27 protein-coding genes are annotated in these 23,722 nt (G+C 39.5%); 10 read left to right on the top strand and 17 right to left on the bottom strand.

The features are described from left to right. Nucleotides 1-3: 3 nt before the first annotated feature. Complete coding sequence (locus PHI47_RS10610; RefSeq protein WP_299936960.1) at nucleotides 4-2,688, top strand: AAA domain-containing protein; 2,685 nt, start codon at nucleotides 4-6, stop codon at nucleotides 2,686-2,688. 306 nt (nucleotides 2,689-2,994) lie between these two features. Here PHI47_RS10610 and PHI47_RS10605 read toward each other — a convergent pair whose 3' ends face one another. The 3 genes from PHI47_RS10605 to PHI47_RS10595 form a co-directional block, all read right to left on the bottom strand. Then, nucleotides 2,995-3,696: an NYN domain-containing protein gene (locus PHI47_RS10605; protein WP_299936957.1), complete on the bottom strand. Its 702-nt coding sequence runs from the start codon at nucleotides 3,694-3,696 to the stop codon at nucleotides 2,995-2,997. Next, a complete protein-coding gene (locus tag PHI47_RS10600; protein WP_299936955.1) occupies nucleotides 3,686-5,434 on the bottom strand; it encodes an SUMF1/EgtB/PvdO family nonheme iron enzyme in 1,749 nt (582 codons plus the stop codon). The genes PHI47_RS10605 and PHI47_RS10600 overlap by 11 nt, the downstream gene beginning before the upstream one ends. A gap of 221 nt (nucleotides 5,435-5,655) precedes the next feature. Next, complete coding sequence (locus PHI47_RS10595; protein WP_299936953.1) at nucleotides 5,656-6,585, bottom strand: WYL domain-containing protein; 930 nt, start codon at nucleotides 6,583-6,585, stop codon at nucleotides 5,656-5,658. Nucleotides 6,586-6,669: 84 nt separating this feature from the next. Between PHI47_RS10595 and PHI47_RS10590 the strand changes: the two genes are divergently transcribed. After that, on the top strand, nucleotides 6,670-6,792 hold the full coding sequence (locus PHI47_RS10590) for a hypothetical protein (protein ID WP_299936951.1): 123 nt from the start codon (nucleotides 6,670-6,672) through the stop codon (nucleotides 6,790-6,792). Between the two features lie 77 nt (nucleotides 6,793-6,869). On the opposite strand, the gene PHI47_RS10585 is transcribed toward PHI47_RS10590, so the two are convergent. From PHI47_RS10585 to PHI47_RS10575, 3 genes are read right to left on the bottom strand one after another with little or no spacing between them, the layout of a single operon-like run. Then, on the bottom strand, nucleotides 6,870-7,877 hold the full coding sequence (locus PHI47_RS10585) for a HAMP domain-containing sensor histidine kinase (RefSeq protein ID WP_299936948.1): 1,008 nt from the start codon (nucleotides 7,875-7,877) through the stop codon (nucleotides 6,870-6,872). After that, nucleotides 7,867-8,550 (bottom strand): response regulator transcription factor, encoded by a 684-nt coding sequence (locus tag PHI47_RS10580; protein WP_299936945.1) that lies wholly within the window; start codon nucleotides 8,548-8,550, stop codon nucleotides 7,867-7,869. The genes PHI47_RS10585 and PHI47_RS10580 overlap by 11 nt, the downstream gene beginning before the upstream one ends. 3 nt (nucleotides 8,551-8,553) lie before the next feature. After that, nucleotides 8,554-9,063, bottom strand: coding sequence for a cytochrome P460 family protein (locus PHI47_RS10575; RefSeq protein ID WP_299936942.1), 510 nt, complete (start codon nucleotides 9,061-9,063; stop codon nucleotides 8,554-8,556). Between the two features lie 137 nt (nucleotides 9,064-9,200). Here PHI47_RS10575 and PHI47_RS10570 point away from each other — a divergent pair, with 137 nt between their 5' ends. Both PHI47_RS10570 and PHI47_RS10565 read left to right on the top strand, forming a co-directional pair. After that, complete coding sequence (locus PHI47_RS10570) at nucleotides 9,201-9,758, top strand: TetR/AcrR family transcriptional regulator (RefSeq protein ID WP_299936939.1); 558 nt, start codon at nucleotides 9,201-9,203, stop codon at nucleotides 9,756-9,758. A 91-nt stretch (nucleotides 9,759-9,849) separates the two neighbouring features. Further along, a complete protein-coding gene (locus tag PHI47_RS10565) occupies nucleotides 9,850-10,362 on the top strand; it encodes an HPP family protein (protein ID WP_299936936.1) in 513 nt (170 codons plus the stop codon). A gap of 57 nt (nucleotides 10,363-10,419) precedes the next feature. Here the strand turns inward: PHI47_RS10565 and PHI47_RS10560 are convergent, their stop codons facing one another. The 3 genes from PHI47_RS10560 to PHI47_RS10550 all read right to left on the bottom strand — a co-directional run bounded on the left by PHI47_RS10560 (nucleotide 10,420) and on the right by PHI47_RS10550 (nucleotide 12,214). Then, nucleotides 10,420-10,842 carry a DUF3995 domain-containing protein gene (locus PHI47_RS10560; RefSeq protein ID WP_299936933.1) on the bottom strand — a complete coding sequence of 141 codons (423 nt, stop codon included), beginning with the start codon at nucleotides 10,840-10,842 and terminating at the stop codon, nucleotides 10,420-10,422. Nucleotides 10,843-11,030: 188 nt separating this feature from the next. Continuing rightward, nucleotides 11,031-11,714, bottom strand: a complete 684-nt coding sequence (locus PHI47_RS10555; protein WP_299936930.1) for a penicillin-binding transpeptidase domain-containing protein — start codon at nucleotides 11,712-11,714, stop codon at nucleotides 11,031-11,033. 68 nt (nucleotides 11,715-11,782) lie between these two features. Further along, entirely contained in the window at nucleotides 11,783-12,214 is a 432-nt protein-coding gene (locus tag PHI47_RS10550) for a YiiD C-terminal domain-containing protein (RefSeq protein WP_299936927.1), read from the bottom strand. 486 nt (nucleotides 12,215-12,700) lie between these two features. Here PHI47_RS10550 and PHI47_RS10545 point away from each other — a divergent pair, with 486 nt between their 5' ends. Next, a complete protein-coding gene (locus PHI47_RS10545) occupies nucleotides 12,701-13,687 on the top strand; it encodes a hypothetical protein (RefSeq protein WP_299936926.1) in 987 nt (328 codons plus the stop codon). 67 nt (nucleotides 13,688-13,754) lie between these two features. Further along, the gene (locus tag PHI47_RS10540) at nucleotides 13,755-14,465 is read left to right on the top strand and encodes a hypothetical protein (RefSeq protein WP_299936923.1); all 711 of its coding nucleotides are present in this window, start codon (nucleotides 13,755-13,757) and stop codon (nucleotides 14,463-14,465) included. A 110-nt stretch (nucleotides 14,466-14,575) separates the two neighbouring features. Here the strand turns inward: PHI47_RS10540 and PHI47_RS10535 are convergent, their stop codons facing one another. The 3 genes from PHI47_RS10535 to PHI47_RS10525 are packed head-to-tail and all read right to left on the bottom strand — an operon-like array spanning nucleotide 14,576 to nucleotide 16,753. Next, complete coding sequence (locus PHI47_RS10535; RefSeq protein WP_299936920.1) at nucleotides 14,576-14,863, bottom strand: YciI family protein; 288 nt, start codon at nucleotides 14,861-14,863, stop codon at nucleotides 14,576-14,578. Nucleotides 14,864-14,874: 11 nt separating this feature from the next. Further along, nucleotides 14,875-16,053 (bottom strand): aspartate aminotransferase family protein, encoded by a 1,179-nt coding sequence (locus PHI47_RS10530; protein ID WP_299936918.1) that lies wholly within the window; start codon nucleotides 16,051-16,053, stop codon nucleotides 14,875-14,877. Nucleotide 16,054: 1 nt separating this feature from the next. Continuing rightward, complete coding sequence (locus PHI47_RS10525) at nucleotides 16,055-16,753, bottom strand: MOSC domain-containing protein (protein ID WP_299936915.1); 699 nt, start codon at nucleotides 16,751-16,753, stop codon at nucleotides 16,055-16,057. 161 nt (nucleotides 16,754-16,914) lie between these two features. Here PHI47_RS10525 and PHI47_RS10520 point away from each other — a divergent pair, with 161 nt between their 5' ends. The 4 genes from PHI47_RS10520 (at nucleotide 16,915) to PHI47_RS10505 (ending at nucleotide 21,095) form a co-directional block, all read left to right on the top strand. Continuing rightward, entirely contained in the window at nucleotides 16,915-18,177 is a 1,263-nt protein-coding gene (locus tag PHI47_RS10520) for a serine hydroxymethyltransferase (protein ID WP_299936912.1), read from the top strand. A 10-nt stretch (nucleotides 18,178-18,187) separates the two neighbouring features. Continuing rightward, entirely contained in the window at nucleotides 18,188-19,468 is a 1,281-nt protein-coding gene (locus PHI47_RS10515; RefSeq protein ID WP_299936910.1) for a GNAT family N-acetyltransferase, read from the top strand. A 291-nt stretch (nucleotides 19,469-19,759) separates the two neighbouring features. Next, nucleotides 19,760-19,996, top strand: a complete 237-nt coding sequence (locus PHI47_RS10510) for a hypothetical protein (RefSeq protein WP_299936908.1) — start codon at nucleotides 19,760-19,762, stop codon at nucleotides 19,994-19,996. Nucleotides 19,997-20,198: 202 nt separating this feature from the next. Continuing rightward, nucleotides 20,199-21,095: a hypothetical protein gene (locus tag PHI47_RS10505; protein ID WP_299936906.1), complete on the top strand. Its 897-nt coding sequence runs from the start codon at nucleotides 20,199-20,201 to the stop codon at nucleotides 21,093-21,095. A gap of 171 nt (nucleotides 21,096-21,266) precedes the next feature. Here the strand turns inward: PHI47_RS10505 and PHI47_RS10500 are convergent, their stop codons facing one another. The 5 genes from PHI47_RS10500 to PHI47_RS10480 form a co-directional block, all read right to left on the bottom strand. Continuing rightward, nucleotides 21,267-21,749 carry an ATP-binding protein gene (locus PHI47_RS10500; protein WP_299936903.1) on the bottom strand — a complete coding sequence of 161 codons (483 nt, stop codon included), beginning with the start codon at nucleotides 21,747-21,749 and terminating at the stop codon, nucleotides 21,267-21,269. A gap of 80 nt (nucleotides 21,750-21,829) precedes the next feature. Beyond that, entirely contained in the window at nucleotides 21,830-22,165 is a 336-nt protein-coding gene (locus PHI47_RS10495; protein WP_299936900.1) for a VOC family protein, read from the bottom strand. Nucleotides 22,166-22,192: 27 nt separating this feature from the next. Continuing rightward, on the bottom strand, nucleotides 22,193-22,630 hold the full coding sequence (locus PHI47_RS10490) for a protein tyrosine phosphatase family protein (RefSeq protein WP_299936897.1): 438 nt from the start codon (nucleotides 22,628-22,630) through the stop codon (nucleotides 22,193-22,195). Next, nucleotides 22,620-23,147, bottom strand: a complete 528-nt coding sequence (locus PHI47_RS10485; protein ID WP_299936894.1) for a GNAT family N-acetyltransferase — start codon at nucleotides 23,145-23,147, stop codon at nucleotides 22,620-22,622. Before PHI47_RS10485 ends, PHI47_RS10490 begins: the two co-directional genes overlap by 11 nt. Continuing rightward, on the bottom strand, nucleotides 23,144-23,722 hold the full coding sequence (locus tag PHI47_RS10480) for a transglutaminase family protein (RefSeq protein WP_299936890.1): 579 nt from the start codon (nucleotides 23,720-23,722) through the stop codon (nucleotides 23,144-23,146). The genes PHI47_RS10485 and PHI47_RS10480 overlap by 4 nt, the downstream gene beginning before the upstream one ends.

The raw sequence follows: 23,722 nt of genomic DNA, 5'->3' as shown, positions 1-23,722 counted from the left end.
GTTATGGATGAAAATAACCACTTAATTTTGATCGATGGAAAAGACAAAACATCTGACATAGTAACTATGGATGATTCTCCATCAATAATAAAAGTACAATTTAAATCCAATGACAAAATCTATCCATATAGCAAAACTAGGGTTTCGATGTATAAAGACCCTAAAGATATCGACCCTAATTCTTGCCATATCTATTTACGGGATACATGTTTATTCAATATTCTCAAAATTTTGGACTTTGGGATGTATCTAAAAATATTTTATGAGGGTGGACGAATTTCTCTATACAGCAGACAAGAATTGCGTTTTGAGAACAATGCACTTGTACAAAAAAATGCCAAAAATACCTTTGATTATCTAAAAGCTTTGGCTAAGAGCATAAAAAGCGATGAGAATGATTTTTTAGATAAGCAATACGATAGGATTTCACATCTCAGTGAAGAGAGTGTGCTTTCAAAATATCTACAATTTGATCCCATTCAAAAGCATCAAAACACAAAAATAAGTATTTTTCCATTCGGGTTAAATTTGAGTCAAGAAATTGCCGTCACAAAAGCATTGAGCAATCAAGTGAGTATCATCGAAGGTCCACCAGGTACTGGAAAAACACAAACCATCTTAAATATCATCGCGAATCTATTGATGAATGATAAAACGGTTTCGGTAGTATCAAATAACAATACAGCGATACAAAATGTGTATGATAAACTCGATGCAAACAATCTCTCTTTTTTTGCAGCTATGTTGGGAAATAAGAAAAATCAAGAAGCTTTTTTTGCCAATCAACAAAAAACATACCCGCAAAGTTTTAATAAAGTAACAAACGATTCTATCGATAATCGTGATGCACTAGAGAAGAATATTGCGTACATTAAAGAGATGCTACAAGCGAACAACGATTTGTCAAATGCGTCTCAAGAACTAGAGGAATTAAAAACTGAAAAAAAGCACTTCATGGATATGTTTGTAACTAGAGCGGTAGACATAGGTAGTCATGAGGTGAGTTTTTCCAAACAAAGTTTAAATAAAGTGCTATCACTTTGGGCTGAGTTTGATTCTTTACTGTTACACGATAAAAAAATCACTTTTTTCTTTAAAATAAAAGCACTTTTTAAATACAAAATCTTTTCTTTTAGCTTGTACCAATACCCGTTGGAAGAGATTATTCTTGTCCTACAAAAATGCTTTTACGAGGTTAAAGAAAAAGAACTAAAAAATACTATTTTTAGATTAGAAAATCTATTAAAAAATGCAAATTTTGAAAAGATGTTGAAGCAGTATACAGCCGACTCAATGAGATTATTAGAACTGCATTTATCACAAAAATACCATCTGAACCAACAAAAACCACAATTTGCAAAAGATACTTTTAAAAAAAGTTTCGAAGGCTTCATAAATGAGTATCCCGTTGTTTTAAGCACCACACATTCATTGCGAAACTGTACTAAAGAGAACTTTTTATACGATTATTTGATTATTGATGAAGCATCTCAAGTAGATATTGTAGCCGGTGCTCTTGCATTATCTTGTGCGAAGAATGTTGTGATTGTCGGTGATCTAAAACAACTTCCACATATTGTTACTAAAGATGTTGAAAATATCGTTGATAATGTCTTTTATGATTATGGATTAGCCACATCCTATCATTATAAAAATAGTCTTCTTGCTTCTGCATTAAAGGTTTTTGACGATGTACCCAAGACGTTACTTAAAGAGCACTATAGATGTCATCCTAAGATCATCGATTTTTGCAATAAAAAATTTTACGACAATGAATTGATAATATTATCAAAAGAAGAGAATTCTGAAAGCCCCTTGGTTTTAGTGAATACAGCAGAGGGCAATCATGCAAGAGGTAACTCAAACCAACGCCAAATCGATGTCATAAAAAATGAAATTCTACCGTGTTTAAACGTAAAAAGCCTAGGAGTTATTTCGCCTTTTCGAGATCAAGTAACGAAGTTATCAAGTGAAATCGTACAAGAGTTAGGCATTGAAATCGATACCGTACATAAATATCAAGGTAGAGAAAAAGACATTATCATAATTACAACCGTAGTAGACCAGGAAAATGAGTTCGCAGATGATCCAAATTTACTTAATGTCGCTGTATCAAGGGCAAAAGACCAACTCTATATTGTAGTATCTGATCGTGAAAAAAATAAAAATATGAAAGATTTGGTGAACTATATCCGATATAACAACTTCGAAATTACGGATAGTAAAACTTATTCAATTTTTGACTTGTTATACCAAAACTATGCACCCTACTTAAAAAAATACCTAGGTGAAATTAAAAAAATTTCAAATTATCAATCTGAAAATTTAATGCATGTTATCATTGAAAAAGTGCTCAAGCTTGAACAATATTCAAATCTGGATTGTCATGTAAATTACCGATTAAATCTCGTGATTAAAGATACAGGCAAATTGGATAAAAGTGAAGCTGACTTTGTCGAAAAATCCTCTCATATAGATTTTCTTATCTATAATAAAGTTACTAAACAATCAGTTTTAGCAATTGAGGTAGATGGTTTTGCATTTCACGCAAATAATCCTAAACAATTGCAAAGAGATGCATTAAAAGATCGTATTTTAGACAAATATAGTATCCCTATCATACGATTTGCAACGGATGGTAGTGAAGAAGAGAGCAAATTGCTTATCAAGTTAAAAGAGGTAATATAAATAACTAATTCAAAACCATTTGTAAAAGCTACCGTTCTATTCTCTCCCTCACTATTCGACGTTTGTGTGTAATAACAAAGCGCTTCTCCTTAGCTAAGACATTTAAATATATTTTTACTAACCATTGTATTAAAACGCAAAAAATATCCATTGCGACAATGAACTTTTTGCTCTCTCCATCCATGGAGTTTGTGTTACGTCACTGTTGTGTTTCATCGTGTAATCCTATACGTTTTGATGATGGCAGTGTAAAGGAGTGGTGGGACACCGTTGTGTCCGTTTATTGATTAAATTTATTACCCATACTCAACCATGATTCCGTACTCTTTTGTCCCAAAGAACAGCCTTGTGCAGCCCCTGCTTCACATCAATTTCAAATATATCAATCTCTTTGAGTAAATTGCTCAATTTTTCATATCCAAAAGTTGTCGCGGAAAACCCGTTTCTTTTCAAATTAGCTTCAACAGAAAAAAAACTGGCTTGAGCATTTTCATTTTTTTCTTCATTCACTGCGTTACGAAGCATATTGACAAGCCTTGTGTCCTGCCGTAATTCTTTTCGAGTTTTCTGTTGAATCTGTAAATCAAAACAAATAAAATCCGAGCAGACTTTCTTAAATGACTGTGATGCTTTGTTCTCTCCAAAACACAGTACTGTCTTTCCATGCTCTCGTAACTTTGTCACCAATGGTGTAAAATCACTGTCACTTGTAGCCAATGCGAATATATCAATGTTTTTCGTCAAGAGAGTTTCTGTTATTTCTATTGTCATATCAATATCACTCGCATTTTTCCCCGTTACATACTCATCATGATGAATTCTTCTAACAGCGTGATTTTGAAGTTCTCTTGACCATCCTTTCAATACTTCTTTTTGCCAGTTTCCATAGGCTCTGCGAATAATAATCTCCCCGTAAGAGGAGAGTTGCTCGATAATTTGATCAAGCCGTTTGTAGCTGATATTTTCGCAATCAATATACAGTGCAATTGTTTTAGGATCATTTCTCATAACAGATCCTAAAGCCGATTTTTTGGGATTTGTATTTCCCGGTACTTGTTGCCGGAAAGGATGGTGTGGATAGCTCATCTCCGAACAAGAAGGATAAAGTCAACGGCTTCATCAATGAAGGTGTAACCATTGCTGCATCGTGCCCATTAAACTCCAAAAGCCATTCAGAAAAATGGTGATTGATACATAACTGTAAACCATTACTCTGTGGAATCATTTCAGGCGGATTTTTGAAACGGACATAAATTTCCTGAAAATCATTTCTGGGTTTAGTAATGTCTTCAATGACATCATTTGCCGGAGTAAAACATATTAGATCATCAGACCATCGATTTAACCCATTCAAATCAGACACTTTAAAAGGATTATCGAACATCTCATACCATTCAATGGCCGATAAGAGCCGCACCGGAGCATTATGTTTCAATTCATACCATCGGCAATAGGCAACAGCATCATAATAGGTCACAGCTACCGGATAAGTATCAGGTTCAAAATTGACTGTTTCCCAAATATCATTCTCTGTATGTCGCTTTTCTCGATAGCTTTTTACACCGGAGGATTCTTCATTATAAAATTCTGAAAACTCTCCGACCGTAATCAGGTCTGAAGTAAACAATACTTTACCGTTCGCAATCTCGATTTCTTTAAAACCGGGTAGTTGATCCGATTTTGTTTTTTTGGTGTATGAGTACTCCCCCATTTTTTCGAAATAATTTTTCAACAAATGCTCATACCCGGGATGTATACCGCCACCGGATTCATAGAAATCTATATCTGCATGATGCTGAAGTTTTTCAAGCCAATACGATCTACGTTCGTCTTGCTGTTTCTTCTTTGAATCGTCTTCTTTTCTGCCAAAATAGAGCCATCTGGCAAAGTTGTAAGTTTCATTCATCACCGATGGAATACGGTCATGATTCAAATAAGGCCTAAACGGCGATTTGTCTTCAAAGTCCGAATCCCTTAAATGTTTGAATACAAAATCATATACGCCATCTTGAGTTTTTAGGAAGATGTGATTATCGTTAAATGGAAAAGGAATGACCTCTACCCACCCTTTTGCACACTGCAACATTAGCTTTTTGAGCTCTTTAGCATCTTCTATCATACTCTCATTGGTCTTGTATTTTTCGCCATTTTGAGGGTAGGAAGTTACTATATATCGATCATCTTCATGGGAATGATTTAGAATAAAAACATCGCCAAGCAGATTATTAAAAATACCAAAAAAATTATTTTTATGTCTAAATGGTATCAATAAGTCGACATTTGCCTCTAAAACAATTTCATCATATGATTTCACCGGTTTTCCAAACACTACACCCGGATTATAAAAATGCTCATGATCGATATTACAACCATATCCTGTGAATATCGCTTTAGGGATAGGACGATCCGAAAAGAAAAGCCTGTCGGCAATAGAACGAAGTGTGAAGCGATTATCTAGCAGATCAACTCCGTAATCCAAAGCATAAAACGTTAAACCATGTTGCTCAAGAAAAGGAACAACGCTGTTCTCATAAAATGACTCATATTTACCCCATGGATAAATACCTATTGCATCGGAGACACGATTTAAATAGTCATTCTTCTTCAATGACAAATCTGATCTTTGCAAATCACGATAGCCTTGTTTAATCATATCAGGATTTAATCCAACCACAGGGATGGCAACGAATCGAGGACTGCCGTTACACTCAACAGCATACGGACTTAAAACGAATTTTTTTAGCATGAAATGCCTTGTTATAAGAATGTATAGGTGTGGGATAATAAGCAGAATTTACTATTTGAAGTTTTTCAGTTAGAAGGCATTTTTACCTTGCGCAACCTACATTGCCAAGCGACGGAACCGATTCCTTGACCCAAATTCTAATGAGTATTTTTTTAAGAAATACTTAAAAGCATTTTTTGCAGATTTCTGATTACCACATGACTCAAGCCCATTCTCCAATACTACCCAATCAACTCTTCAATCTGACGATTCAAAAAGCTATCTGCAAGGCTTTTGGCTTTGAGGGCTAAGGGTTTGGGAGAGATGATGATGAGATCGGGCATCCATTTCTTGACCTCTTGCATAATCTCACGCTCAGAGGTGGCAAACACTTCGATCTCCATACTTCCATCTTCATAAGTCTTTAGGATTCTCTGGGTACTGGCAAGCGGTCTGCGATGAAAGTATTTGGCGATTTCAGGGGAGGCTTTGAGAGTCACTTCAAACGGTTCTTTATCGGGCTCAAACCATGCGTTTATAGCACGCTCCAGTATCCGGTACGTTGCATCGTTAGGGATGAAAATTTCTGGTGTGATTTCAAGATGATCGATCCCTTTGAAATAATAGGTTTTTAGTTTACTCTCCATGAACTCTTCTCCATAGAGATACCAGTACCCTTCAAAAGAGACTATTTTATAAGGGTGGACATGACGGATTTTATTGTTGTAATGAAACCGTACCATCTTGTTTTCCATAATGGCTTGTTCGATGATATGAAAGTGTCCCAGTTTATCGGAGATATCTTCGATGATGGTTTTAGAGTAGATAGGGTTTTTAGTGTTGTTTTGGAGTTTGGAGAAGAGTGATTTGGCTTTGACACCAAATTCACTTCCTATCCCCTCAGCGATATTGCCCAGCATCTCTAAGACTAGTGCCTCTTCAGGGGTTCGCTCTTTGGTGAGTGAATGACCCAACTGCATCTTCCACTTGCTCCCCTGCTTCTCTATCGGAAAACGGATCAATCTTTGATTGAAATCCCGCTGTATGGTTTTGGTGGAGACATTGAACTCCTCGGCCAAATCCTGAACCGATAACACCTCTCCCTCATACAAGCGTTGAAGAATAATCGTCAAACGGGTGAGGATTTTATCGTAGTCATGAATTTGTCCCATATCAATCCTTTAAACAGACACTATGTTGTCCAATGAGTAGTGCATCATAGCAAAATCTAAATTAACACCGTAAAGGGGAATACTATGGAATCGTTGATGATCACAGCACTGGCTTTGGTATGGGTAACACTAAAAATCAAAGAGATACATACTCAAATGGGCATTTATGATGCTATCAAAACTCTTACCTTCAAATTCATAGCGTAGATAGGAGAATATTATGATGCAGACCAATCTCTCATGAAAATCAGTGATATGAAGGAATTTTTACTGAACTGGGGATGTTATGATTCGGTCTGACATCTAATAATTGCTCGTGTACCCACCATAATCATCTCATCAAAAACTAGCTCATAGCCGTTATTGAGTACGAGATTTTTAGTGATGCTCAACCCCAAACCCAACCCACTTTTTTGACGGTTTCGACTCGTATCCGCAGTGCTGTAGGGCTCAAATAAGCGGGGGGAAAATAGTGGATCGATTCCACATCCTGTATCTTCGATAATGATTTTCTCATCGTCTATGCGAATCGTTATCACACCATGTGAGGTAAATTTAGCACTGTTATGAAGCAAATTCATTAATACTTTTTTCAAATCCATCCGATTAAACTCGACAATCACTTCACGAGGTAGGTCAATATTCCAACGTGTATCAGCAGAGAGGACAATCAGTGGTAAAATCTCATGAACAACGTCATAGATAACAACCTGTTCACGTTCACGGTTCGGATTCATTGATGATAGATACACCAACACATCACTCGTGAGATCGTCGATATAACCACACTCTGATCCCATTTTATCCACGATTTTCGGTAAATCTTCGGGAGAAATCAAGCCGTCTCGTATCTCTTCGAGATAGCCGTTGATAATCATGAGCGGTGTTTTAATATCATGCGCCAGCGAGAGGGTCATGTTAGAGATTGTCTCGTTTTGTCGTCGTAAGGATTCGATCAGTTCCGATAAGCGTTCAGAGAGGAGTGTTATGGAGCGATGAATTCGCTCAACATCGGCGATACGTTCCTGCGGCTCAATCGAGAGAAAATTACCGTGTGCAATCTGATCCAATCGGTAGCGTATTCCCTCAAATTTTCCGAAAAAATATCTCCCTACACCATAGCTGATAAAAGCAATAACTGGTAATGCTACCACTACGACCAAAGCAATTTTAGAAAACATCTTCATTCCTATCGGCTCACCAATGATGAGATAGGTCATAAAGGCACTGAACAGTGCGATTAAAAGTCCCGCGAGAGAATATACGAGAATCAGGAGAGATTTAAAACTCATGGATGGTGTACCCTAGAGAGCGTTCGGTATGGATAATCGGCTGTGAGGTGATAGAGGCTATTTTTTTGCGGAGGTTGTAGATATGGGTATCGATTCCCCGTGCATCGATTTCACCAAAATCATTATCATAGATTGCCTGCGCTAACTGATCACGGGAGACAATGTTTTTGGGCCTGAGCAAAAGTGTCGCAAAAATAAGATATTCGCTCGGAGTCAGTGCCAGAACTTCCCCTTCAATCTCTATTCTTTTACCTGCCCTATCATGAGTGATGGAACGCAATACGGTGATATGATGGTTGATCATCTCGTAGCGTCGTTTGATCAGTGTATCGATTTTCGCAATCAGTTCACGTGGAGAGAACGGTTTAGGGATAAAATCATCGGCTCCGAGTTCATACCCTCTGAGTTTGTTCTCTTCAGACCCCAACGCACTGACGATAATGATCAGAGTCTCTTTAGACTTTCGGCGTAACTGAGTAGATACTTCATAACCGTCGATAAAGGGGATCATGATATCAATCACCGCAATATCGAATACCTCTCGCGCCACTTGTGCCAACGCCTCTTTGCCATCTTGGGCAATCATCACCTCATAACGTTCAGGATCGATACGGTTACAGATGAGACGGACGATTTCCTCTTCATCCTCGACGATTAAAATCGTGTTTTTCATCGATTAAAAGGTCTCTTGAAACCCACTAAAGAGGTAATCGTTCCCGCTAACTGTACTATGACAGGCAACACACTCCGCAGAGCCGTTCGCGTACGGTACATAAGCGTCTCCTTTTTTCACATATCGGGCATATCCCCAATGATCGCCGTTTTGATTATACCGCGCAGAATCTTTAACCATATACTCAACCCTCTGAATTTTATCGGCTTCGAGAGCATCAGGAAATGCCCCCATCGGTTTGACACTCCACCCGATTTTGACAATTTTACTCCCCTCGGGAAGAGGCATTTTTTTGGATTTTAATGCTTTATAGGCGACTGGATTTGCCAATACATAGCGCAATTCATTTTTATCGGTTCGCCAGTGGGATGCTACGATTTTATACTCTTGATACCCCTCGATCATTGTAAATGAAAGACCGTTATCGGGCATTTTTATGTCGGGAAGCGAAGCCGCTAGTAAAAGAGAGGAAAAGCTCAAAGCTGTTGTGAAAGTGATAAGTCGTGAAAACATGGAAGCTCCTTGGTTCATTTTCGCCATCATAGAACCTCTTTCTCAAGATTGTATGAAGATACCATTTTTAATTTAGCCATTGACATATCTATAGTAAAAAAGGTACACTTTTATCAAACCATCGTTTGGATAAATATATGCCTATTGTAAAAACCGACAAAGATACGATACTCAAAGACTCCATAGCCCTTTTCAAACTTCACGGCTACCACAACACAACGATGGCAAAGATCGGTGAAGCGTGCGGACTGATCAAGGGGAGTATCTACCACTATTTCAAAAGCAAAGAAGAGCTTGGATTAGAGTCACTACGATATATCCACCACTATTTCGAAGAGCATATTTTCTCCATCGCATACCGTAACGACTTGAGCGACTATGAAAAAATAGCCCTCTTCGTCCAAAAAACTGATGAATACTTTCTAAACAGTGCTGGAGGGTGTTTACTCGGCAATCTCGCACTCGAAGCATCTCACGATCTACCACTGTTTAAAGAAGAGATTCTCGCTTATTTCGACAACTGGGAGAGAGCGGTGAGCCACATCATGGAAAATCGCTACGGAGCAGAAAAGGCAAAAGAGATTGCCGTCGAATCGGTCGCATCGGTACAAGGGGCGATTATGATGATGAATCTCTATAACGATTCGACCCTTTATCTAAAAATCGAGAAAAAATTGATCGCTATGCTCGATTGATTTTTTTTACTTATCTTATCAAACAACCGTTTGTTTAGTAAATACACAAGGAGGATTCTTCAATGAAAAACCAACACGTAAGGGAGCTATCATGAGAAGCTATTTTCAAAAGTTCAGAGGAGAACATGCCCCATTGGCTTCCAAAGCCAGTTTCAAAGATATCGCATTCGCGTGGGGCGGTGGGTTTATTGCTATTGCATTGATCGGGTTTTTAACTCAATCACTAGAATATCCGCTCGTACTCGGCTCATTCGGTGCATCGTGTGTGCTGTTGTTCGGATTTCCGAAAAGCCCGTTTTCCCAACCACGCAATGTCATTGCAGGTCATTTTCTCTCGACGTTGATCGGTTTGCTGTTCTTTCATATCATCGGCGATATGTGGTGGAGTATGGCGTTGGCCCTCGCTACCGCACTTGCGGTTATGCTCGCTACCAATACCGTTCATCCTCCTGCAGGGTCTAATCCTATCATCGTATTTTTATTGGGTGCTCCATGGACATTTTTGATAACACCAACACTGATTGGAGCTGTGATATTAGTAATCGTCGCACTCTTTTATCTCAATCTCAAAAAATCGCTGATGTATCCGTCGTATTGGATTTAATATGACAAAAAAAATTCGTCAATGACAATGTTGGTGCTATTTAGAATTTAGTCTACATTATGCCCCATACGCTAAAACAGCGAACACTAACCCCATTGCTAAAGCAAATGGGGTGTAAAAACGGGTGTCATAATAGGCGAATTCAGATGATTTTATTTTTTTAAACAATCCGACCGCATTAAACTCTCCGATACCTCGAAGGGTAAATATCCCCGATAGAACCCATCCGCTAATAATGAAATAATCCCGATAGTACGACGAAGACAAATCACAAAAATAGAGCATGTAGGCGACAAAAGCAAATCCAAATAATGCCAATCCTACCATAACAGCAGCTATTTTTCCCGGATTTATCAATGGCTTGCCATTTTCTGTCGGTATCGCTTGTAGAGCTGCGAATTTTCCACCCATTGCCCAATAAAAATGGAGCAATCCAATCAGACATAATGCTAAAATCGCAAGTGTAATTATAACGGTCATTTTATATTCTTCCATATATAAACTTCATTATTTAATCCCATCAATCTCTTCAAAAATATCAACAAATCGAATGTTGAACCTTTTTTCGAGAGGAGACAAGTGTCGATTTCTTGGTATGTCATGGTTGTACTTCTTTCGTTTTCCAAAATTTTATCGCGATTTTTTTCGCTTCCGCCCCGTTAGCCCCCTCACCTCGGATTTGAAACGCAAAGACTTGTATTATCATCCCACTCGATAAACCCGACAAACCACCCTATTCCAGCACAGCTTCCCGTTTTGCCTGATAATATCATACCATCACGTTGATCGAGTCTCATGATCTCTTTTACAACACTCTGTGAACGTAGTGTAAAAGGGAGCTGATTACGCACCAGTTTGGATATGAAGTCAACTTGCTCATTTGGGGATATTTTTAGACTACCGCCACCTAACCAAAAATTGGTGAGGGTTTTAGAAGTATCCATGTTCCCATACTCTGCTGCGCATACCATTTCCACCATCTTCTTCTCACCAATACGGCGAGCAAGTTCCTGATAAAACCAAACCGTCGATACCGCTATAGCACTACGCATCGTATGATTATGATTCCAAAACGGATATTCTCGTACCACTCCATCCCACACAATCGTTTCATTTTCATTCTGCACTGCACCGCATTCTAGTGCGATCATGGAGTTAACTATTTTAAACGTCGAGCATGGGCTAACACGTTCATCGGCGTGGTTTCCATAAATCGTTTTCGTCGAAGAATTTAGATCGACAATGACTGCCGTACCGTCAAATTTTCCAAAATCGGGTTCGGAAGCGTATAAGCTAATAGATAGTGCAAAAATGAATATAGTTTTTTTAACGATATTAACAGCGTGGGTCATTCCTACTTCTCGCTTTTAAATTTTTTTACTTCACATTAACCTGTTTGTATCTGTCTGAATATTTCATCTTATTTTCCATTCATCATTTGCACAAACCACGTAAATCTCCCGATACACACCACAACTTCACTCTCATCTCTTAACTCGACATCTACACCAATCATCGCACGCCCTTTTTTATCTAGTGCAGTTTTAAATGTCTCTATCTCTTCATCGCTCACGGTAGCTATCGCATAGATGGTATCAGTTGTCGGTTTTTTGAATTTGATTTGTGAATCGCGTAATACTGGGATAACCTTACCAACCAAATCGGGAAAAAGTCTCTGCAACGCCTCACCGCTTGCCGTTTCTGCTAGAGTGAATTGTACGCTTGCGTGTACGGTAGCGATATGATTTAGATTGTCTGAGGGAAAGGTGAGTTTTAAACCTTTTTCGTCTTGTTCTATCCCCACTTTTTCGACAAAGGGGATTTTTAATATATCCATAAAATTCTCTTCCATCAATAGACTTCTTGCATAACCTACTTTTCCGTTCGTGGTGAGCTAGTCGAACCATGAATGAATCACCCTTCGACTGCTTCAGGACGAACGGGATTATATATTTATGTATCTGATATTATGCACTTATTATTTTTTGAAAATTGACAAATCAAATTCTATTTTTGGAAGGGAGGCTTTAGCCTCGCATAGTTACTTTGTTAGAAATTGCAATATATTCAAAGCTTTTAGCGGGGCTTAAGCCCCACTTCCGATGAAATATATAACATAAATAGATACGAGTATCGTACCGCGCTTTCGGTAAATTTTATTCATATGCTGAAAAAGCGGAATGCGGAAATTATTTTAAGAAAAGCAATGTAAAATGTTTAAAAATATGCCAATATGAAAAATCTTGCTTGGATGTTTCCAATATGATGACATTTTGAATGTCTACCAAAATGGTACATTTAGGTATAAATAAATAGTTAAACACAACCGGAGTTCAACATGCAATCACTCCAAGAAATATCTGAAAAAATTAATTTACTAGCTAATGCTTATAAAGTTGGTGGCTTACAAAAGATAAGAAAAGAAATCGGTGGATTAAAAAGGCTTCCGTCGAAGTATTTATTCGATCACAGAACAATATATGAAAAATGGGGTTGGCATTATGGAGGAAGAAAGGAACTACAATTCAACATTGGAATAGAAGGTAATGAACTAAGATATGGTGTTGCTTTCTCATTAGAATGCAGCCAATCACTTCCAAATATTGATGTGCTAATCCCTAAAATAGCTCTGTTTAATGAATATCTCTCTGAGTATGGCGAAGCTTTCTCCGACTTAAGAATGTGGCATTACCAAGGTGAAAGAAGTGAAGATTACATGCCATCACCAATCCCACAAGAAAAAGTCAGAGAAGGAATATTTATTTTTCTAGGGAAGAAACAACCTTTAGATTACATTGAGTATAATGATGTATTAAAGACTCTTGATCGCTTACTTCCACTATATTTATACACAGAAAAAGCCAACAGCTCTTCAGAAAACAATCTTGACACTTCTTATTTTAACTTTATCCCCGGATGTACTGAAAAACTATCAAACACATCAGGAACAATTGCCGAAAAAGAATTAAATATTCGTCTAAAACATAACGACTTACAGTTGAAATTATACAACCAACTTGTTGGTATTTATGGACAAGACAATGTTGGCACTGAGATCAAAACTAATAATGGAAGTATTGATCTGGTCGTACAAAGAAATGAAAAATATTGGTTTTACGAAATTAAAACTGCTTCAACTGCACAGACTTGCATTAGGCAAGCCTTAGGTCAAATAATGGAATATGCTTTCTGGCCTAAAAACCAAGAAGCAGAGAAAATCATCATCGTAGGTGAGCCTAAAGCAAGTCATACAGAAGAAACGTATTTAGAGTCTTTAAGAATAAAATTCAGCTTACCAATCGAATATCAATCTACAAACGATTAATAAGTAAATCCAGGTGAGACGATTACGGTACACCTGATTTAGTCGTTGGAAACATAATGGAGACTAAATGAGTAATGGCGATTATTTAAACTATTTTATTTCAGGTATGCCTCCAAAAGTTGTTTTTGAAATGCATACAAAACCACTAGAAGAATTAGTCAACAATGATGATTATTCAGAAGATAATCTTTTAATGATAATCCCTAGAGTTTCATTTATAGGTTTAACCGCATATTTCGAAAGTTTTTGCAAAGAAACTGCTGCTACTATATTTAATATTTATCCGGACCTTTTGGAAACAGCAAAAAAAGGAAATTATAATACTTTGTTAGATGCTGCTGATTTAAAAAGTTTTAATTACGATGTCAGCAATCGACTCGGTAGTTTAATTACTGAAGGTTATGATTTTGGAGATGCTAAAAAAATAAATGCTTTTTTTCAAACTATATTTAACAAGACAATATTCTCCAAAGATGAAATACATACATATAATAAGTTATTAGCAGATAGAAATCTTATAGTTCATAATGGAGGTACTTTGACGCAAAAATATCTAAAGCAGCATGACCCGAAATTGCATATAGGAACTAACGCCTATTTTTATTCCATAAAATTTGATCATAATACATTTATAGAATACTTAGTATTTTTAAGACTTATTGTAAATAAAATAACAAATAACACAATAATTGGAATTAAAGAAGCTATTGAAAATAAATACTTAGAAGATTCAGAACTTCAAGCTGATGCGCTAAAGGCACTAAGTTGGACTTATTAGCAATTTATAACAAAATATAAGTGTCACAAAATAGGTATCAGATGATACCTATAACTACTCACTTGTTTTAAACCCCTCCTCCCTCTACAGGTTTCACATCGGAATCATTCTTATTCCCTCAAAAATTCCAATTCTTCTACTGTCATGGTCGGACTGAACTCTGTGATCTCATACTCTGCCACATGATGACGATAAAACGGGTCGAGGGTGATAATGGTCTCGATCTCTTCACGTGAGACACTACGTGCTAAAATCACCCCTCCCGTGCGGGGAACTTTGCGCCCCGATGCGACGAAATTGCCTAGCGCGTACTGCTCTTTAAGATAAGCGATGTGCTCTTCTAATAGTACATCAACCTCTTCGAGCGGCTTGATGTAGGTAAGTGAAATGATAAACATTGTGACTCCATTCAATAGTATTTTGCTAACTGTAGCATTGTGAGATTCAGCCGTCGAAATCCCTCATCGATTTCATCTGTACTAATCGTGAGCGGAGGGACGAATCGCAATGTATTTTTACCCGACTTTATGACTAATACACCTTTTTCAACCGCTATATCGATGATGTTAGAGAGAGTATCGCCATCGATAACACGTAGCCCCTGCATCATCCCAATCCCAACTCGCTCAGTAAAAACATCAGGATAATGTGAAGCAAAAGACTCTAATGAGGTTTCAAAATAGTTTTGATGTTCCATCATTTCGCCGCTTTTGTTATAGGCTTCCAAGATATCGAGGACTTCGTTCGCCGCAACGGTGGAGAGATAGTTTCCACCAAATGTCGAACCGTGATCACCGTAGGAGAAGATGTCTTTCAATCGTGTCATGACGACACCGATAGGAACCCCTCCCCCTAACCCTTTTGCCAACGTTATCACATCAGGAGTAATCCCGTAATAATGCGATGCCAAAAAACTACCGCAACGGTATATTCCCGTCTGCACTTCATCTACGATCAGCAGTATATCTTTCGATTTTAGCAATGCTGAGAGATTTTGAACTTTTTGTTTATCTAGCGGTTGCACGCCACCTTCTCCCTGTACGAGTTCGATCATGACGGCTACCGTAATCTCATCGATAAGAGATTCGATCTCTTCAACGTTTGCTGCATACACAAATCCATCGGGATAAGGACCGAAATAATCATGTTTTGCCACTTGCCCTGTCGCTTTTAACGCCGTGATTGTCCGTCCGTGAAAAGAGTTTTCCAAAGTGATGATTTTATACCGTTTTGCTCTGCCTTCAACCTCTCCGTATTTGCGGGCTATTTTAATCGCCCCTTCGTTGACTTCCGTACCGCTATTACCGAAAAAGCATCTCATATCGTATCCACTAAGCTCAACGATTCGTCTTGCACATTCTTCCTGAGGTGCAATGCGATAGAGGTTTGAGACATGGATAATCTTAGATGCTTGATCACTGATAGCACGAGCTAAACGACGATTTCCATGTCCGACACTGCAAACGGCGACTCCGGCAGCGAAATCGATGTACTCTTTCCCCTCACTATCCCATAAAGTCGCATTATTACCTCTCTCAAAGCTCACCTCTTGACGTTTATAGGTAGACAATAGATATTTCTGTTTCATATTATTCCCATGTTTGATAAGATAGATGTTCATTACTATCATACTGATAGCGATTTTCCAATGATGTTCTAAACGCATTTCCTAAACTTTCGGCTTGCAATGCTTTTTCAACCAAAATAGGATTACTCGTTGGGTCGATCATTAGCTTGTTCATCACACTGATCGTAAGATCAGGAAAACGACGTTTTTTCAACACAACCATATCATCTTGGTTGAGAGTCCCTTCTTTCAACACCCGCCCATACCATCCGCTCAATCCACTCTTATAGATGATTTTTGCCATAGCATTCACGCCCGTATTTGTCGAAAGTTTTCGGCACGGCTGTCTGGGTTGAGAAACTTCGATAATCGCATCACCGATTCCTAATACATCTCCGATACATACGTTCTCTTCATTCATATGTGAGACAAGCAAATTTTCTCCATAATAGGCTAAACCGTCAAACTCAAAGTTGTAGTTATAAAGGGCATTGATTCTATTGTAAGAGATGGATGAAAAAAAGAGTACCGCTTTATTCTCACCGCCATGATGTTCAGTATCGCCCTGCTCATCACCGATAAATCCCGTTTTACTCAAATAAGCATCTAAAACCGGATATTTTTTGATAGCGGATAAAAACTCTATTTCCGATGTACCTACGTGTTCGGTCACGACTTTTCCGATTTTGATACATTTAATCTTTCCGAAATATGTATCCATATTTATACCTTTCAAGATCAATTTTTGGTGAATTTTAGTTCAATAGCTCATTAAAAACAATCCAAAAATTGCTCATTTTTCCCTCCATTTCAGCAAGATTTGGATTGCCAATATCTACTCAGAGAGATAAACTTTGACGAACCATTCAAAAAGGGGACGCGATGAGTTTTATACGTGAAGAGAGTTTATCGGTTGCGGATTCGGAAGTTTTCGCCATTATTGAAAATGAGTTCGACCGACAGTCAACACATCTGGAAATGATCGCGAGTGAGAACTTTACCTCACCTGCTGTTATGGAGGCGATGGGAAGCATTTTTACCAACAAATACGCAGAGGGGTATCCGAACAAACGATACTACGGCGGATGTCAATTTGCCGATCAGATAGAGCAACTGGCGAAAGATCGACTTTGCGAAATTTTCGACTGTCGCTATGCGAACGTACAGCCCCATTCGGGCAGTCAGGCAAACGGAGCCGTCTATGCGGCACTATTGAATGCCGGAGATAAAATATTGGGGATGGATTTACGCCACGGAGGACATCTAACCCACGGTGCGAAACCAAACTTTTCAGGAAAAAACTACCACTCCTTTACCTACGGTGTAGCATCAAACGGTCGTATCGATTATGATAATGTCATGGAAATCGCAAAAATCGTTCAACCCAAAATTATCGTCTGCGGAGCTTCAGCCTATGCCCGCGAAATTGATTTTGCCTGGTTTCGAGAAATCGCCGACGCAGTGGGTGCAATACTCTTTGCCGATATCGCCCATATCGCCGGATTGGTTGCGGCGGGAGAGCACATGAGCCCGTTTCCTTACGCTGACGTCGTCACCTCCACGACCCACAAAACACTCAGAGGTCCTCGCGGCGGTATCATTATGACAAACAACGAAGAGATCGCTAAAAAAATCGACAGTGCCATCTTCCCCGGAACACAAGGAGGACCGCTGGTGCATGTTATCGCCGCAAAAGCGGTGGCGTTTAGAGAAGTTTTGCACCCCTCATGGAAAGAGTATGCCAAAGCCATCAAATCCAATGCAAAAGTTTTAGCGGAGGTGTTGATCCAACGAGGTTATGAGCTCATCAGCGGAGGAACCGATAACCATCTCGTACTCATTTCACTGATCAACAAAGATTTTTCCGGCGAAGAAGCAAGTGTGGCATTGGAAAATGCCGGTATCACCGTCAACAAAAATTCTATTCCCTCAGATCCCCGCCCTGCTTCGTCTACGTCAGGAGTACGCCTGGGCTCTGCCGCGTTGAGCACATTGGGGATGAAGGAAAAAGAGTTTATCCTTATCGCGCATAAAATATGCGATGTTTTGGACGACATTAACAACATTCCCCTTCAAGTACAGATCAAAAAGGAACTCGAAACTCTTTTGAAGGGTTTTAGAGTCTATAATAATGCAACCTATTAAAGGTGATCGTATGCAAGATATCGAGATATTAAATCAGAATTATCAGCTTATTGCCAAAGCCATTACCTATATCGACACCCATTTCAAAGATCAGCCCTCGATCGATGAGATAGCTCGAAACATAGGGATGAGCAAATACCATTTTATGCGGGTGTTTAAAGAGTATGTCGGAGTAACGCCCAAACAGTTTCTCCACTCCGTAACGCTGAACTACGCCAAAGAGCATATCAAAGAGTCCAAGTCTCTTTTGGACAGTACTCTGGATATCGGCTTATCCAGTTCCAGCAGACTGCACGAACTGTTTGTCAATCTCATAGGGGTCACCCCAAAAGAGTGGCGCGAAAAAGGGAAAGACGTCACCATCACCTACGGTTTTGGTCTCACCCCTTTCGGTGAAGCGCTGATCGCCTATACCGACAAAGGGGTCTGCTATTTGGGATTTATCGACAACAACAAAGACTCGATCTATAAACGTTTTTGTGAGCTTTGGGAAAATGCCAATCTGGTGCATGATGATCTAAAAGCCCGCACCTATCTGGAAAACATTTTTATCAAAAATAAAAAATACAATCTCTTGGTCAAAGGGACGAACCTACAGATCAATGTCTGGAAAGCACTACTTAACCTTCCCAATGGTGCGGTAACAACCTATCAGGATATTGCCAATACCATCGATAATCCTAAAGCGATACGCGCGGTCGCCAACGCCATCGGGGAGAATCATATCGGCTATCTCATCCCCTGCCATCGTGTCATCGCAAAAAGCGGTGCTATGAGCGGCTATCGATGGGGCATTGAGCGCAAAAAAATCCTGATCGCCTACGAATCAGCTTCCAAAGAAACTCCCATCACCTACCGCACGGCAACTATAGAAGACATCCCGATCCTTTGCACACTTTTGCATCAGCTCTTTTCGAAAGAGGTCGAGTTTACCCCCGATAGCACGCAGCAGACAAGGGGATTAAAAAAAATCATCGAGGATGAGCGGATCGGCGAGATATACGTCGCATGCAAAGAGGGCGAGATTGTAGGGATGGTTAATATCTTGTACACCGTCTCAACGGCATTAGGAGAGAGAGTCGCCCTGCTCGAAGATATGGTTATCGATGAGAAACACCGTGGAGAGGATATCGGCTCATCCTTGCTCGAATACGTCCTCACCTGCACCAAAGAAAAAGGGATTCGACGAGTCACCCTCCTCACCGATGCGGATAATCTCTCGGCACACCGATTTTACGAAAGTATGGGATTTTCAAAATCAGCAATGATCCCCTTTCGGATTCAACTCTAACATTAACACCGCAGGAGTTATCATGACCATCTGGCAACACGTACCTTTTGAAAACGAAACGGCAATCGGCGAGTGGGCGCGATATGGATGAAATTGAACCTGCCGTTAAAATGTTTGCGGAAATTATTTTAAGAAAAACAGCGTAAAATGTTTAAAAATATGTCCATATGTAAAATTTTAGTTGGATGTTTCTGATATTAGGACATTTTAAATGTCCGATTATCGAGTGAATTTTTGCCAAAATGGTATATTTTCAGTATGAATAAATAGTTATATTAAGGAGTATAAATAATGAAAACAATTGAAGAAACAAAAAAAAGTATGATAATGTATGTAGAGTCTGATATTGATACTTTAAGTGAACAAAATGAAGAAAAAGAAGCAAGAGCTTATATTTCAAGAGTTCGTGGAGCATTGGGAGCAATGTCAATGTCTGATATTATTACTGCTGATGAAGCAAAAATACTAGAAGATAAGTTGGCAGAAGCTAGGAAAAACGCTGAACAGAATATATTAAATAACAAATAAATATAACAAATCAGTGGAGCCAATAAATTACCCTGCGGGCAATTTATCCCTCGTTCCTAACGTCCTCGTTGGGAATGCAAACTAACATATACACTCCCAAGCTGGAGCTTGGGAGCAAGAGAAAAGCCGCTCGCGGGTTTTTGATTGCTCATTTTAAACGTTGGGCACTTCAAACCGCGTTCAATTTTCGCAAGAGGTAGCAATGAAAAAACAAATTTTATTTATTGTGATATTCAGCATTACGATGTGGCCCGACGGCTCGCATGCGGGCTTGCTGAAGTGGTTTAAGAAGGAGGCCCTTCCTACGATTACAGGACAGCGACCAGTTGAGATCAAGGCGTATATCTCGGTGAAGTCCGGTTCCACGCAAATTAAGTTTGGGCAAGACTCGGCCATGATCAAAGTTGGTGGTGTCACTTTGCAGACCAGTAAACTGCGCCAGCGTCTAGCTCAAGCAGGTTGCGTCTATGCAACGGGCGGGGACATAATGGCTTGTGCTCCCGATCTCATCGACCGCGAAGCCAGAAAGCTTTTCTCTGATATTGCCTCCGGCACAGACACTACTGTGAGCACAGTGGGTGGGAACGGTGCAAGTGACGCTGGCACGGTTGGGCTGAAGTTTGAGGATGCCAAGATGAAAGAGGTTCAATGGGGACCGCCGAGCGCCTCAGTGGGCTTTGACTTCAGCAATCCTGGCACGGCATCTACGTCACCTCCAGCGCCCTCCGCATTCCTTCATACTATTGCGGTGACTCGTGGCGCGAATAGCGCCGGAAGAGCTGTGGTTGGCATCGTTGGCCGTGCGGACTTCGCGTTCATGACTGGTCGGCGAGGTGGAATCTTGTGCCTCTTCGCGTCCGAGAAAAAGAAGTATTTAAAGAGCATCAATGGCCAGTATTCTGACCCATATGGCCTAGTTGCGGTCGGTGGCAGCACAATAGTGGAGCGTAGTCCTGACCTAATACCAATTCAGCTCTCCATACCGTGGTCGGAGCTATATCTACCAGATGACGACGATCCATATGCCCCTAAGTTTGTGCAGTGCCACATTACCGTTGACAATCAAGTGATGCAAAGCACGGAATGGATTGAGTTCTAAATAAGTCGTGCTACTGGAAGCTCCGCAGGATACACGTCTTGATGTCAAGTATCACTCATTCCCACTCTCCTGAGTGGGAATGCATACATGTGTTAAACTAAATGCTCCAACTCAGGAGAGTAAGCGCGAGATTATAAAATTAATTCCTACTTGAAAAATTGAAGAGAATTATTACGCATATCGAATAATATTAAACCCTTCATTTTCATGAGGTAGCTCAAAATATTTAGTTATCGCATCAAATACTTCCTCTGAAATCAAAGGAGCATCTTTAGATAATCCCTCATTTCGTTTTCGCAACTGCATCTTACATACATCATCGGATTTATCCACATAATGGAGAATATGATCAACGTTTGCAATTTCTAAAATTTCTTTGAACCATTCTCGTTGCTTTTGTGTATTTGCCGGAAAATCGATCACTACATTCATATTATTTCGCAATAGATCGATTAAATGAGGTCGAATCGCCTCTTTTAGACGTTCTGAGTATTTGACATAATCTTGGATCGTTTTGATCTCTTCAGGATAAAGCTTTGCCAAAAGCTCATCTTCACACAAATCTATGGCGTTATGTTCTACAACTAGCTTTTTTGATAAGGTAGATTTTCCGGAAGCCATTTTTCCGCATAGTAAATGCAATTTGTTTTTCATGTATGTCTCTTTATTCGTCTTTAGGTCCAATCCAAAAAAACGGATTGTATGCTATCTCCCAAAAATATCCGTCCGGATCTTTAAAATAACCGCTGTACCCACCCCAAAAAACTTTTTGAGGTTCCGGCTATGGTGGCTCCTGAAGCAATCGCATGGGCAAAAACTTCGTCAACTTCTGCTTCACTCTCTACATTATGGGCTAATGTCATCCCTGAAAATTGACAATCACCGGATTCTACCTGCACATCCTTAGCAAGTGCTTCACGTCCAAAAAGACCAAGCCATGAACCATTCAGTGCGAAAAATGCGACCTCTTTATCATCGTTTTGACGAACAAAACCTAATTTTTCATAAAATGCTATGGAACGAACCATATCTTGGACACCTAATGTAATCATGCTAATTCTCGGTTTCATATTTCCCCCTTTATTGTATGCACATACCTAATTAGAATCAAGACTCATAAACCGTTGCCATATTTCATTCGGTTCCCATGATGAAAGTATCGCTTTTTGTGCCTCAGTAATACTAAAACCTCGTGATTTATGCAAGTAATGATATAAAAAAGCTGATGCTCGATAATTCTTCACACAATGTACCCATATTTTTTTATCCGAAAAAGTCTCCATGGCTTTAATAAATGATCGCACATGAAAAAATTCAGGATTATCAAACGGAACTGGAATATGAATATAGACCATATTTTTAGAAGTAACCAATTCTTCCTCATAGGGTATCGCATTTTCTGAATTTGGCATCGCGAGATTGATAACTACATCATATCCGGCATTGGCAATTATGGCGAATTGAGCTTCATCAAGCTGTCCAGATGAGGCTATATTTTCTGTGATTTGGATGAAATTCAAGATACTATTTAACATTGTTTTTCTTTTTTATCTTTATCTCAAATAAACACGCATCCGCGAGTGCATAATGGTCGGGTAATCCTTCGATAGAATCCAGCTTGAAATACCCTAGATATTCGAACCCGCATTTTTTATAATGCTCGATCAACCCTCTGTTCTCACCGATGGTATCTATTCGAATATAGCTTTTGTCATTTTCTCGTGCGTATTGTTCCGCCCACTCGATGATTCGGGCTACGAAATTGTTCCCTCTAAAATCAGGGTTGGTCGCAATACGGTGAATATAGACAGCGGGATCACGATCTTGTTCTCCCCATATCTGCGGATCACTAAACGTTGTCGCCCAGATACACGCTATACGTCCATCAATCACAATCTTCCATTGACGATTCTCGCGTATCTCTGTCTCGATCAGTTCCCGTTTGAACTCCGGCCAATGGACGAAAAACTTGGACTTTTGGAAATCAGTCGCTATTTTATAGAGTCTAAAGATCTCATCGATGTCGTCGATAGTGCTGTTTTGGATAGTCATATTGAATATCCAATATCCGGAAAATGCCCGACCATTTCATTATAATTTTTACAGGTTGTCAACGCTTCTATCACCACAGGAAGCGGCAGAGAATACCGATCTGGTAAATCGTATTCATTTTTACCCAACTCAAATGCCAGTTTTTCATATGGCGGGTTAAACTGCGCATCTACTCCCTCTTTGTTTCCGCGTGCATCGACTCGATACCATCCAAACTCTTTAAGATAGACAGCATTCAACCCATGCAGACAATAAATACCCTCGACGTATTCCGAACAGCTTAGCCGTTGATAGCAAAGTGCTGTTGGGATACCGTTGGCGCGAAGCAGTGCGGCAAACAGATGACTTTTAGCATAGCACCACCCTTGTCCTTGCTCAAGCACTTCACTAGCGCGTAGGGTTGTAATCCCCTCTCCCGCATCACCCGTATGACGTATTTCATCACGAACGAACTCGAAACAGTGTTTCGCAAGCTCTGTATCATTACTGCACCCTTGTGCCAATTCACGTGCTTTTTCGGCTACTTTTGGATGTGTGAAATCGATGATGTCAGTGGATACTAAATACTCTTCCAT

The sequence above is a fragment of the Sulfuricurvum sp. genome, from assembly GCF_028713855.1.
Lineage (GTDB): Bacteria > Campylobacterota > Campylobacteria > Campylobacterales > Sulfurimonadaceae > Sulfuricurvum.
This window is presented reverse-complemented; position numbering and strand designations above follow the sequence as displayed.

Coding starts and splice junctions, on each gene's coding strand:
- PHI47_RS10555 (WP_299936930.1), bottom strand. CDS start 11,714: ATGACCCACGCTGTTAATATCGTTAAAAAAACTATATTCATTTTTGCA.
- PHI47_RS10520 (WP_299936912.1), top strand. CDS start 16,915: ATGAGTTTTATACGTGAAGAGAGTTTATCGGTTGCGGATTCGGAAGTT.
- PHI47_RS10590 (WP_299936951.1), top strand. CDS start 6,670: ATGGAATCGTTGATGATCACAGCACTGGCTTTGGTATGGGTAACACTA.
- PHI47_RS10580 (WP_299936945.1), bottom strand. CDS start 8,550: ATGAAAAACACGATTTTAATCGTCGAGGATGAAGAGGAAATCGTCCGT.
- PHI47_RS10515 (WP_299936910.1), top strand. CDS start 18,188: ATGCAAGATATCGAGATATTAAATCAGAATTATCAGCTTATTGCCAAA.
- PHI47_RS10605 (WP_299936957.1), bottom strand. CDS start 3,696: ATGAGAAATGATCCTAAAACAATTGCACTGTATATTGATTGCGAAAAT.
- PHI47_RS10610 (WP_299936960.1), top strand. CDS start 4: ATGGATGAAAATAACCACTTAATTTTGATCGATGGAAAAGACAAAACA.
- PHI47_RS10530 (WP_299936918.1), bottom strand. CDS start 16,053: ATGAAACAGAAATATCTATTGTCTACCTATAAACGTCAAGAGGTGAGC.
- PHI47_RS10565 (WP_299936936.1), top strand. CDS start 9,850: ATGAGAAGCTATTTTCAAAAGTTCAGAGGAGAACATGCCCCATTGGCT.
- PHI47_RS10560 (WP_299936933.1), bottom strand. CDS start 10,842: ATGACCGTTATAATTACACTTGCGATTTTAGCATTATGTCTGATTGGA.
- PHI47_RS10495 (WP_299936900.1), bottom strand. CDS start 22,165: ATGAAACCGAGAATTAGCATGATTACATTAGGTGTCCAAGATATGGTT.
- PHI47_RS10585 (WP_299936948.1), bottom strand. CDS start 7,877: ATGAGTTTTAAATCTCTCCTGATTCTCGTATATTCTCTCGCGGGACTT.
- PHI47_RS10510 (WP_299936908.1), top strand. CDS start 19,760: ATGAAAACAATTGAAGAAACAAAAAAAAGTATGATAATGTATGTAGAG.
- PHI47_RS10570 (WP_299936939.1), top strand. CDS start 9,201: ATGCCTATTGTAAAAACCGACAAAGATACGATACTCAAAGACTCCATA.
- PHI47_RS10540 (WP_299936923.1), top strand. CDS start 13,755: ATGAGTAATGGCGATTATTTAAACTATTTTATTTCAGGTATGCCTCCA.
- PHI47_RS10480 (WP_299936890.1), bottom strand. CDS start 23,722: ATGGAAGAGTATTTAGTATCCACTGACATCATCGATTTCACACATCCA.
- PHI47_RS10490 (WP_299936897.1), bottom strand. CDS start 22,630: ATGTTAAATAGTATCTTGAATTTCATCCAAATCACAGAAAATATAGCC.
- PHI47_RS10535 (WP_299936920.1), bottom strand. CDS start 14,863: ATGTTTATCATTTCACTTACCTACATCAAGCCGCTCGAAGAGGTTGAT.
- PHI47_RS10485 (WP_299936894.1), bottom strand. CDS start 23,147: ATGACTATCCAAAACAGCACTATCGACGACATCGATGAGATCTTTAGA.
- PHI47_RS10550 (WP_299936927.1), bottom strand. CDS start 12,214: ATGGAAGAGAATTTTATGGATATATTAAAAATCCCCTTTGTCGAAAAA.
- PHI47_RS10600 (WP_299936955.1), bottom strand. CDS start 5,434: ATGCTAAAAAAATTCGTTTTAAGTCCGTATGCTGTTGAGTGTAACGGC.
- PHI47_RS10500 (WP_299936903.1), bottom strand. CDS start 21,749: ATGAAAAACAAATTGCATTTACTATGCGGAAAAATGGCTTCCGGAAAA.
- PHI47_RS10505 (WP_299936906.1), top strand. CDS start 20,199: ATGAAAAAACAAATTTTATTTATTGTGATATTCAGCATTACGATGTGG.
- PHI47_RS10545 (WP_299936926.1), top strand. CDS start 12,701: ATGCAATCACTCCAAGAAATATCTGAAAAAATTAATTTACTAGCTAAT.
- PHI47_RS10575 (WP_299936942.1), bottom strand. CDS start 9,063: ATGTTTTCACGACTTATCACTTTCACAACAGCTTTGAGCTTTTCCTCT.
- PHI47_RS10525 (WP_299936915.1), bottom strand. CDS start 16,753: ATGGATACATATTTCGGAAAGATTAAATGTATCAAAATCGGAAAAGTC.
- PHI47_RS10595 (WP_299936953.1), bottom strand. CDS start 6,585: ATGGGACAAATTCATGACTACGATAAAATCCTCACCCGTTTGACGATT.